9 protein-coding genes and 1 other RNA gene are annotated in these 10,261 nt (G+C 55.7%); 5 read left to right on the top strand and 5 right to left on the bottom strand.

Going from position 1 to position 10,261, the window contains the following annotated elements:
- Positions 1-27 precede the first annotated feature (27 nt).
- The 3 genes from rsmH to rnpB all read right to left on the bottom strand — a co-directional run bounded on the left by rsmH (position 28) and on the right by rnpB (position 2,067).
- Complete coding sequence (rsmH, locus tag L1F30_RS04770; RefSeq protein WP_253360063.1) at positions 28-948, bottom strand: 16S rRNA (cytosine(1402)-N(4))-methyltransferase RsmH; 921 nt, start codon at positions 946-948, stop codon at positions 28-30.
- 12 nt (positions 949-960) lie between these two features.
- Positions 961-1,404, bottom strand: a complete 444-nt coding sequence (gene mraZ / locus L1F30_RS04765) for a division/cell wall cluster transcriptional repressor MraZ (protein WP_253360061.1) — start codon at positions 1,402-1,404, stop codon at positions 961-963.
- A 320-nt stretch (positions 1,405-1,724) separates the two neighbouring features.
- Positions 1,725-2,067: RNase P RNA component class A (gene rnpB, locus L1F30_RS04760), an RNA gene on the bottom strand.
- A 200-nt stretch (positions 2,068-2,267) separates the two neighbouring features.
- Between rnpB and L1F30_RS04755 the strand changes: the two genes are divergently transcribed.
- Entirely contained in the window at positions 2,268-4,643 is a 2,376-nt protein-coding gene (locus L1F30_RS04755; protein ID WP_253360059.1) for a TonB-dependent receptor, read from the top strand.
- A 124-nt stretch (positions 4,644-4,767) separates the two neighbouring features.
- On the opposite strand, the gene L1F30_RS04750 is transcribed toward L1F30_RS04755, so the two are convergent.
- Positions 4,768-5,607, bottom strand: coding sequence for a TIGR00730 family Rossman fold protein (locus tag L1F30_RS04750; RefSeq protein ID WP_253360057.1), 840 nt, complete (start codon positions 5,605-5,607; stop codon positions 4,768-4,770).
- Positions 5,608-5,913: 306 nt separating this feature from the next.
- A complete protein-coding gene (rsmI, locus tag L1F30_RS04745) occupies positions 5,914-6,753 on the bottom strand; it encodes a 16S rRNA (cytidine(1402)-2'-O)-methyltransferase (RefSeq protein WP_253360056.1) in 840 nt (279 codons plus the stop codon).
- Positions 6,754-6,842: 89 nt separating this feature from the next.
- Here rsmI and L1F30_RS04740 point away from each other — a divergent pair, with 89 nt between their 5' ends.
- From L1F30_RS04740 to L1F30_RS04725, 4 genes are read left to right on the top strand one after another with little or no spacing between them, the layout of a single operon-like run.
- Positions 6,843-8,687 carry a penicillin-binding protein activator gene (locus tag L1F30_RS04740; protein WP_253360054.1) on the top strand — a complete coding sequence of 615 codons (1,845 nt, stop codon included), beginning with the start codon at positions 6,843-6,845 and terminating at the stop codon, positions 8,685-8,687.
- A complete protein-coding gene (locus L1F30_RS04735) occupies positions 8,677-9,024 on the top strand; it encodes a YraN family protein (RefSeq protein ID WP_253360052.1) in 348 nt (115 codons plus the stop codon). The genes L1F30_RS04740 and L1F30_RS04735 overlap by 11 nt, the downstream gene beginning before the upstream one ends.
- Before the next feature lie 28 nt (positions 9,025-9,052).
- On the top strand, positions 9,053-9,640 hold the full coding sequence (locus L1F30_RS04730; RefSeq protein WP_253360050.1) for an SIS domain-containing protein: 588 nt from the start codon (positions 9,053-9,055) through the stop codon (positions 9,638-9,640).
- Positions 9,640-10,215, top strand: a complete 576-nt coding sequence (locus L1F30_RS04725) for a BON domain-containing protein (protein ID WP_253360048.1) — start codon at positions 9,640-9,642, stop codon at positions 10,213-10,215. Before L1F30_RS04730 ends, L1F30_RS04725 begins: the two co-directional genes overlap by 1 nt.
- Positions 10,216-10,261 lie beyond the last annotated feature (46 nt).

Here is a 10,261-nt window from a genome sequence, read left to right as displayed (position 1 = left end):
AATTATTGTTAGCTAAACGTTTCTGACCTAGGCCAGTTTTTCTGCACAACGCATGACTGCACTGCGCGAACGCTGGTTCTCTGCCAGCTCTTGGGCGCCGGCCTTTACGGCCTTGCCCAGGCTTTTAAGCCTTTTATTTAAATCTTTATCCATCACCGGCAGCCCTTTGGGCAGCTGCTGGCCACGCTCGTGATTGCGAATAAATCGCTTTACCAAACGGTCTTCCAGTGAGTGAAAGCTGATCACCACCAAGCGCCCACCAACCTGCAACGCATCGAGTGCGGCATTCAGCACCCGCTCTAAATCTTCCAGCTCACTGTTAATAAAAATCCGAATACCCTGAAACGCGCGCGTAGCCGGGTGCTTACCTTTTTCCCAGGCTGGGTTTGCTTCGGTAATAATTTTTGAGAGGCGCCCCGTAGTCACAATGGGGGCCACTTCGCGCTCGCGCACAATGGCGCCTGCCATGCGCTTGGCGAAGCGCTCTTCACCGAATTCTTTCAGCACAAAGGCAATATCTTCTGCATCTGCCGTGGCCAGCCAATCGGCCGCACTTTGGCCGCGGGTGGTATCCATGCGCATATCCAAAGGGCCATCATTCATAAAGCTGAAGCCGCGCTCGGCCTGATCCAGTTGGGGTGAAGACACCCCCAAATCCAACAACACACCATCGAGCGAACCCGGCGCCACCCACTCCAGCAGCTGTGCAAACGAGCCGTGGCGAATACTAAAGCGGGCATCCTGTTCAGCCAGCGCCTGAGCCACAGCAATGGCTTGCGGATCTTTATCGATACCCATCAAGCTGCCATCGGCGGCCAATCGGGACAGTACGGCACGGCTGTGGCCACCCCGGCCAAAGGTGCCGTCCACATACCGGCCAGACGGATTGTTCACCAGCGCGGCTACCGACTCCTCCAACAGCACGCTGTAGTGCTCGGGCGCAGTCATTGGGAAGCTCGCTTACAACGACAGCGATTGCATTTCATCAGGCATCTCTCCGTCGTCGTCATCTTGATCCAGCCAGCTGGCCCAGCTTTCCTCACTCCACAGCTCAAGCTTCTTGCCCTGGCCCACCAGCATCAGCTTTTTGTCGAGCTGGGCGTATTCGCGCAAAGTGGGAGGGAGCAGCACGCGGCCGTTGGCATCCACTTCCAGCGGCGTTGCATAACCGATAAGCAGGCGCTGGGTGCGGCGGGCCACCTTGTTAAAGCTGGGCAGCGCTTCAATTTTGGGGAGAATTTCAAGCCACTGGGGCTCTGGATAGACCAACAGGCAACGCTCTTCGGTATGGGCAGTAATCACCAACTTGCCGCCACACAGCTCCACCAGCGATTCGCGAATGCGCGCTGGAATGGCCAGACGCCCTTTGGCGTCCATGCTGATGGAATGGCTTCCGAGGAACACTATTTCCCACTCACCTTGTTGCTCATACCACTAAATTCCACTTTTACCCACTTTTTACCACATTGACACACTATAAATCCGCGCCCTTTAAAGTCAAGAGAACAGGCGCGAACTTGCTAACAAAATCAGTGATTTAGCGGCGAACTGGGCGGTAAAATCTAAAAAACAAGCCGGTTACGGGCGGGGAATTCCTGTAAATACATCAACATAGAGCCAACACTTAAAGTAATACTTTAAGTGTGAGAACAAATCAGGCTAATAAAGGAAAGGGATATAACTGATTTAACAGACCAAAGACGCGCTCGCGCCTTTGTAGAATTTGGATGAGCCAACCGATAAGCCGGGTTCTGTCGTGGACAGTCATTCATCTGGGACAGATGTCACCATCTGCCTCAAGCAACCTACCCGCCTTCAGTGCGGGTCGCACCATAGAAGGCCTATTTGGTCTTGCTCCGAGTGGGGTTTACCTTGCCACAGACTGTTGCCAGCTGCGCGGTGCGCTCTTACCGCACCATTTCAACCTTACCGGCGCCGAAGCGCTTAGGCGGTATATTTTCTGCTGCACTTTCCGTAGGCTCGCGCCCCCCAGGCGTTACCTGGCACTCTACCCTATGGAGCCCGGACTTTCCTCCCCCTTGCGGGAGCGACTGTCTGGCTGGCTCGCGCACACGATAATCGAGCCCGGGCACCAATTCAACCATCTTTTATGGGCGCGCGCCTCAACATTGCCACACAGCGCCTGTAATTGGGCTATCTTTTGACACTAAAGCCTGTAGTCAAAGCCGCGCACCAGCGCCATACTCAACCCACTGCGACCGAGCGCTCGCAGGCTCAAAATACAATAAAGAGAAGCGGAGCAAACCATGAACAAAGCTATGAAGTGCCTGTTACCCCTGTCTATCGCCAGCGCATTGAGCGTTGCGACCCATGCTCAAGATTTAGTGCTGGAAGAGGTTGTAGTTACCGCACAAAAGCGGGTAGAGAAGCTGCAAGACGTACCCATTTCCGTGAATGCCGTGTCTGGCGCCAAGATGGAAGAGGCCGGCATTACCAACCTTGAAGGCATGACCGCCTACGTGCCCAACCTCACCATGAACCAAACCGGTATCGGCACCATCATCGCCATTCGCGGCATCAGCTCAGGTATTAATCAGGGCTTTGAGCAATCTGTAGGCCAGTATGTAGACGGCGTCTACTACGGCCGCGCCCAACTGGCGCGCGCGCCTTTTATGGACCTTGAGCGGGTAGAGGTTTTGCGTGGCCCGCAAAGTATTTTGTTCGGCAAGAACTCCATTGCCGGTGCCATCAGCATGGTTACCGCCAAGCCCACCGAAGAGTTTGAAGGCCAGGTTACGGCACTGTACGAGCCCAACCACGGCGAAAAAGACCTGCGCGTTATTGTTTCCGGCCCCTTAACAGACAATTTGCGCGGGCGGCTCTCGCTCATGGGCCGCGATATCGACGGCTACTATGAAAACACCACGCTAGACCGCGACGAGTCGGCCGAGAAAGAACACGTGATTCGCGGCCAGCTGGCCTGGGATGCCACCGACGATTTAAGCCTTAACCTCAAGGTCGAAACAGGCTCCTTTGATACCAAAGGGCGTTTTTTAGAGCCGATTAACCCCGTGGAAGTACCGGGCGGCCTGCCCTACGCCACCGCACTCTTGGGCGCCACCGGTGGCGCCTATGTGCTCGATACTGAGCAAGATTTTAAACGCCAATCCAACGGCGATTCCTCCGAGAACGACACGCAAAACGCCACACTCACCATCGATTACGCATTGGGTGAGCACACACTTACCGCTGTGACTGGCTACAACGCCTACAACTATGAAGAAATATGCGATTGCGATTTTACCGGAGCACCGGTGTTTACTGCAGACAGCCGCGAAGACTTTGAGCAATTCAGCCAGGAAATTCGCATAGCATCACCGCAGGGTGAAACCATCGATTACATTGGTGGCATTTTTTACCAAACCAGCGAAATGACCTTTGACGATGCCATTCGCGTACCCACCAATAGCTTGCTTGGCGGGCTTTCAGCACTGTTGCCCGGCACTGCCTCACAACGGGACTTCACACAAGATTCAACCCTGTGGGCAGGCTTTGCCCAGGCCACCTGGAATATCAACACCGATTGGCGCTTAACATTAGGCGGCCGTTACACAACCGAAGATAAAGACGCCACACGCACCCAACACCACACCAATGTATTGGGGGCAGATGTAGGTTCCAGCGACTTACTCCTGAACACCGTATACACCGCATTCTTAATTGAGCCCTACCCTGTCATTAAAGATAAGCGCTCAGAGGCGGCCTTTACGCCACTGGTTACCCTACAGTGGGACGCCACAGACGACATGATGGTATACGCAACCTACACCGAGGGCTTCAAGGCCGGCGGCTTTGATGTGCGCTCGAACGCCAATCCAGATCCAGACTACGGCGTCAGCATCATTGCCAACCAATCGCCACTGGTGATTGTGCAAACCACCGCCGCCAATGGCTTTGCCCCGGGCGTATTCGAATACGAAGAAGAAAAGGCCCAAAGCTTTGAGCTCGGCAGCAAAATGACACTGGCAGACGGTGCTGCCGAGTTAAACGTTGCCCTGTTTCGAACCCAATACACAGACCTGCAAACCTCACAGTTTGATGGCGTACTGGGCTTTAACGTAACCAACGCCGGTGAAGCCACCACCCAAGGCCTTGAGCTCGACGGCCGCTGGCTGGTCGCCCCGGGGCTCACGCTCAGTGGCTCGGTGGGCTATCTGGATTTCGTGTTCGACAGCTTCCCCAACAGCCAGTGCTACTTTGGCAAAGCGCCAGATAGCGCAGCCTACCCCGGGCTGTGTGATTTAAGCGGCGAAACCCGCGAATTTGCACCCAAATACCAAGGCACCGTGAGCGCCGATTACAGCAGCGAACTTGGCGAAGACATGGAGTGGCGTGTAACCGGCGATATCAACTTCAGCGACAGCTATTACGCCTCGCCCACCCTTGATCCAAACCTGGAGCAAGATGCCTACGCCAAGCTCAACCTGCGCCTGGCGGTGGGCGCCATTGATGGCGGCTGGGAGGTAGCCTTGGTAGGCAAAAACCTCACCGATGAAAAGGTGGCCACCTTTGGCAACCAACTGCCGGTTTCCACCACCTTAACGGGCGGCACGGGCACGGCCTATTACAGCTTCTTTGATCGCCCTCGGAGCATCGCCCTGCAAGGCACCATGCGCTTTTAACAGGCGATAAGTACCACACCAAAAGGGAGAGCTTGGCTCTCCCTTTCATTTTTCACACCAGATTTCACTAACTTGCAGCCGTAAAGCGCCAGCACTTACGCCCATGATTTATACCGGCATAAACTCAAGGCGCCGTTTGCAGCTGCACAATCCCCTCTTGAATCAACTGCCATGCTTGCTCTGCGGTTTCTACATATTGAAACAACTGTACATCCTCCGGGCTGATCATGCCGTCTTCCACCATGGCATCGAAGTTCAGCAGGCGCGCCCAATACTCCTTGCCAAAGATCAAAATAGGCAAGGGTTTGATTTTTTGCGTTTGTACAAGCGTTAAGGTTTCGAATAGCTCATCAAGCGTGCCAAAACCGCCCGGGAACACCACCAGCGCTTTTGCGCGCATTAAAAAGTGCATTTTGCGCATGGCAAAGTAGTGAAAGCGAAAACACAGCTCGGGCGTGATGTAGGGGTTGGGGTACTGCTCGTGTGGCAGCACAATATTCAAGCCGATGGATTTTGCGCCCTGCTCGCTGGCACCACGATTAGCGGCCGCCATCACTCCCGGGCCGCCGCCGGTAATCACGTGCAGCTCTCCACAGGCACTGGCTGGCGATTCTTTGGCAATCAAGCCCGCCAGCCTGCGCGCCTCTTCATAATAGGCCGCGCCGCGCGTTAGGGCGCGACGCTTGTGCTTATTTTCTTCGGTATCAGGTAGCTCTGCCAGTTTCAGTTTTACCGTTTCGGCATCTACCGTGCGCGCACTGCCAAACATCACCACCGTTTGCTCTATGTTGTTGGCACGCAGTTCGGCTTCAGGCTTACTGAGTTCAAGCATCAAGCGCACTGCGCGCATGTCTTCACTCAGTAAGAAATCGTCGTCTGCAAATGCCAGGCGATAGGCCGGCGTCTGCAAATGCCAGGCGATAGGCCGGCGCCTGCAATAGCGGATGCGCTTGTGCGGCTGCATCAGATTCGCGCGCCTGCTCTAAATCTTGCGCTGCACTGTTGAATAAATGCTGGCGCTGCTCACGAGATCGCTTTCGTGCCATTACATACTCCTTATATTAACCGCCAAGATATTAGGCTTACACAAACCTGACTGCGACAAAATACCATAGGCGAAAAATTCACATTCTGGAAAGGTATAGCGCGATATACGCAAGACTCACCCCAGCCGATGAATACGCATCAACACGGCAACGGCGAGTTATGTACGAATCAGGAAGTTAACGGGCAAGTTTCACGCGGCCCAATAACGCATGCCCAAGCCAGGTTATGGGCGCGTTTCCACATACCACTGGTAGAGCTGCTTTTTCTTTACGCCGGTGATTTGCTCGGCAAGGGCGCTGGCCTTTTTAGGGGGCAGCTCGGCGGCCAGCAACGTCATCACCTGTTGGGCGCGCTCATCGAGCGCCACTGTTTGCACTTTGGGTGCGCCGGCTACCAACAACACAATTTCGCCACGCTGCTGGTTGCTGTCGCCAGCCACCCTGTCTCGCACCTCGCACGCGCTGCCTGACAAAAACGTCTCGAAGGTTTTGGTGAGCTCGCGGGCTACCACCACCTGACGCTCTGGCCCAAAGGCTGCAACCAGGTCTTCCAGGGTGGCCAGAATCCGGTGCGGCGCCTCATAGAAAATCAGGGTTTGGGTATCGCCGGCCAACTCTGCCAGACGCTTGCTGCGCGCCACCTGTTTGGCCGGCAGAAAGCCCTCGAAACTGAACCTGTCTGAGGCCAGGCCCGAGGCCGACAGCGCCGCAATTACAGCGCAGGCCCCGGGCACTGGTACCACCCGCACGCCAGCGGCACGGGCGGCGGCCACCAACTGATACCCGGGATCAGAGACCAACGGGGTGCCGGCATCACTGATCAAGGCCACACTCTCGCCCGCCTGCAGGCGCGCTATAAGCTGGGCAGTGCGGTGTGAATCCGAGTGGTCGTGGTAGGCCACCAGGGGCGTCTTGATGTGAAAATGTTCCAGCAGTTTGGCGCTATGACGTGTATCCTCAGCGGCTATTAATGCCACTGTTTGAAGAGTTTCAACGGCTCGCGGTACCATATCGCCCAAATTTCCAATCGGCGTGGCAACAACATACAAAGCGGGTTCGTTCATGGGCTACAGCTTGGCAACATATTAGGTAGGAAGCGGATCATAACATGATACTCAGCAACTCTTTACGCGGGCTCGTGAGGCTTAAACCAATGGCCACGGGCCTCCTGTGCCTGTGGCTTGCAGCCTGTTCTGCGCCGGTTAAAAAGACCGAGGTAGATACCGCCCAAGCCCTGCCAAGCTACTCCATGGAGAGCGTGCAAACCCTGCTGCTGCAAGCCCGCGCGGCATTGTCTCCGGAAAAAGAGCAGCTGCTGATTCAATCGGCTGAACAACTGCAGCACCTAGGCGATGCCGATTGGGCACGCAACCTACTGGGCTCTATTGATACCAGCCGGCTGGCACCGGAAGATCTGTGGCACTACACCACCCTCTACAGCAACCTGCTGCTGGCACAAGAAGCCAACTTTCTGGCCCAGGAAGTGCTGATGAACCCCAAGCTCACCGAGCAGTGGGAACTGATGCCCAAAGACACCTACATCAGCTTGCGCAGCCAGCGCGCAGCGCTGCTGGCCACACTGGGTGAAACAGAACTGGCAGTGCAGGAGTACATAGCGCTCGATCACGCGGGCCTGGCCCCTGAACAACGCCAGCAAAACCAGGACGCCCTTTGGCAAACCCTGATGGACCAACCGCGTACCCACCTGCAGCAGTTAGCGCGCAATAGCGGCAATCTCGAGCTTCAGGGCTGGTACCAACTGGCGGCGCTGTCTAAAAACAACCAGCACCAACTGGAATCACAATTGCGCAGCGTAGACGACTGGTTAATGCGCTGGCCCGGCCACCCCGCAGCCAGCCGCCTGCCGCGCGATCTACAGCTGCTGCAACAGCTCATTGCCGAAAAACCCCAGCACGTGGCCCTGCTGCTGCCGGTAAGCGGTAAGCTTGGCCGTGCTGGCCGCGCCATTCGCGACGGTTTTTTTGCCGCCCACTACCAGTCGCTGCAAGCTGGCAGCCCGGCCGGGCGCATCAGCCTGTACGACACCAACCTGGGCGACATTCAAACCCTCTACCAGCAGGCGGTGGCAGACGGTGCACAACTGATTATCGGCCCACTTGATAAAGACAAGGTGGCCGAGCTGGCACTGTTACCTGTGCTGCCAGTGCCCACGCTTGCACTCAACCGCATTGAACAACCGGCAGGCCTGCTGCCCACCCAGAATTTAATGCAATTTGGCCTGGCCGCCGAAGACGAGGCCCGCCAGGCTGCGCGCCGCGCGTGGCTTGAAGGCCACAGGCTTGCCATGGTGATTGCCGTAGATGCCAGCTGGGCTGACCGTTCGGCAGTGGCCTTTATCAGCGAGTGGCAGGCACTCGGCGGCACTGTTGTGGAATACGCCAAATTTACCGGCAAAGCGGATTACTCCAAGATTGTGCAGCGCGGCTTGCTGATTGATCACTCCAATCAGCGGGCGGCGAATGTACGCAACATTCTTGGCCGCGCCATGGAGTTTGAACCTCGCAGGCGCCAAGATGTAGACATGATTTTCATCACCGCACTGCCCAATCAGGCGCGCCAGTTAAAGCCCACACTCAAATTCCACCAGGCCAGTAATATTCCCGTGTTTGCCACCAGCCATGTGTATGCCGGTGAGGAAAACCCGAAACTCGACAGCGACCTCAACGGCATTCGCTTCAGTACCCTGCCCTGGATCTTTAATGAGCAAAGCGAAGAGAAGCGCGCCATTGAACGGTTCTCGCACGATCCCTCCTTCAACCGCCTTTACGCCATGGGCGTAGATGCCTACCACCTATACCCGCGCCTGCGCCAACTGCGCGAAATTCCAAACGCCACGGTTTTTGGCGCCACTGGCAATTTACAGCTCACGCCTGAAGGCCACATAGTGCGCGAGCAAATGTGGGCGTATATTCGCCGGGGCCTTGCGCAACCGCTGCCAATGGTGATCTCCAATGAAGCAGAACTCAGTGACAGCTAAGCCAGGCGCCGAGGCCGAGGCATTGGCCGAGGCCTTTTTGAAAAATCAGGGGCTGAGCCTGCTTGCGCGCAACTTCAATGTGCGCGGCGGGGAGCTTGATTTGATTATGGATCACCAAGGCACCACCGTATTTGTGGAGGTGCGCCTGCGCACAAACAAAGCCTTTGCCAATGCCCTAGAATCGATTACGGCAAGTAAACAGCAAAAGCTCCAGCTCGCAGCCCAACATTATCTGGCTCAAACTCCGCAGCGCCAACAAACCCCCTGCCGCTTCGATGTGATTGCCTTTAACAACCTCAACCAGCCACCGCAATGGCTGCAGGCTGCGTTTAGCTAAATACCGAAACACGAGGAAACTGCCCACTATGGAACAGCGCGTTATACAACTGTTTCACGAAAGCATTGAAGCCACAATGAATGCCGGCGAGCTGTTTGCGCCCTTGCTTGCCGATGCCAGCCAGCTGATTGTGAACGCCCTCTTACAAGAGCGTAAATTACTGGTGTGCGGCAACGGTATCGCCCACGCCAATGCAGAAATTCTCACCGCCTGCCTGGTGAACCGGTTTGAGCAAGAGCGCCCCAGCCTGCCCGCCATGACCCTTGGCTGCGACGCCACAGTGCTCAGCGCCGTGGCCAATGAAACCAGCTACCACGATGTGTACGCAAAACAGATTCGGGCACTGGGCAACCCCGGTGACATATTGGTAGTATTCGCCACAGGTGGCAGCAGTACCAATCTGGTTCAAGCAGTGAGTGCAGCCCACGATAAAGAAATCACGGTGGTGGCATTTACCGGCCAAAATGTAGGCGATACCGCCGCCATTCTGGATGCCCACGACCTGGAACTCCGCGTACCGGCAGAACAGCCTGCACGCATTCAAGAAGTGCACCTGCTAAGCGTGTTCTGCCTGTGTGACTTAATCGATCGACAATTATTTGGAGGCTACGCCTGATGCGCTTGTCTGTATTGTGTTGTGTATTGTTTTCTGCCCTGGCGTTTACCAGCGGCTGTAGTCATGTGGTGGGCATCGCCTCGGAGGAGCCCGTCGCCCAAGATCGCAGTAAACGCAGCCTTGGGGCTGCACTGGATGACGAGAAAATTGAAATTGCGGCCTTGGTTAACATTCGCAAGGCCTCGCCGCTATTAGAAAATGCCAATATTTCGGTAACCAGTTTTAACGGCATAGTGCTGCTAACAGGCCAGGTACAAGCCGCCGACCTTAAAGCACTCACAGAACAGGAAGTAAGAAAGATTCACCGCGTGCGCGAAGTGCACAACGAACTGGCGATTCGCGGCAATGCCACGCTGCTCACCGCCACCAGTGACACCTGGCTTACATCAAAAGTGAAAACAAAAATGATTGCCGACATGAATCTCGAAAGCGGGCGGGTAAAAATCGTGAGCGAAGCCGGCACTGTTTACATTATGGGCTTACTTACCCGCAAAGAAGCCGACCGCGCCACCGAAATTGCCCGCAACACAGGCGGCGTGCAAAAAGTGGTAAAAGTGGTGGAGTACATCGACTAACGCCAATACCCAACAAGCACAGCTCTATAAAAAAGGCCGCAAAAAT

It is taken from the genome of Simiduia sp. 21SJ11W-1 (genome assembly GCF_024138675.1).
GTDB lineage: Bacteria > Pseudomonadota > Gammaproteobacteria > Pseudomonadales > Cellvibrionaceae > Simiduia.
This window is presented reverse-complemented; position numbering and strand designations above follow the sequence as displayed.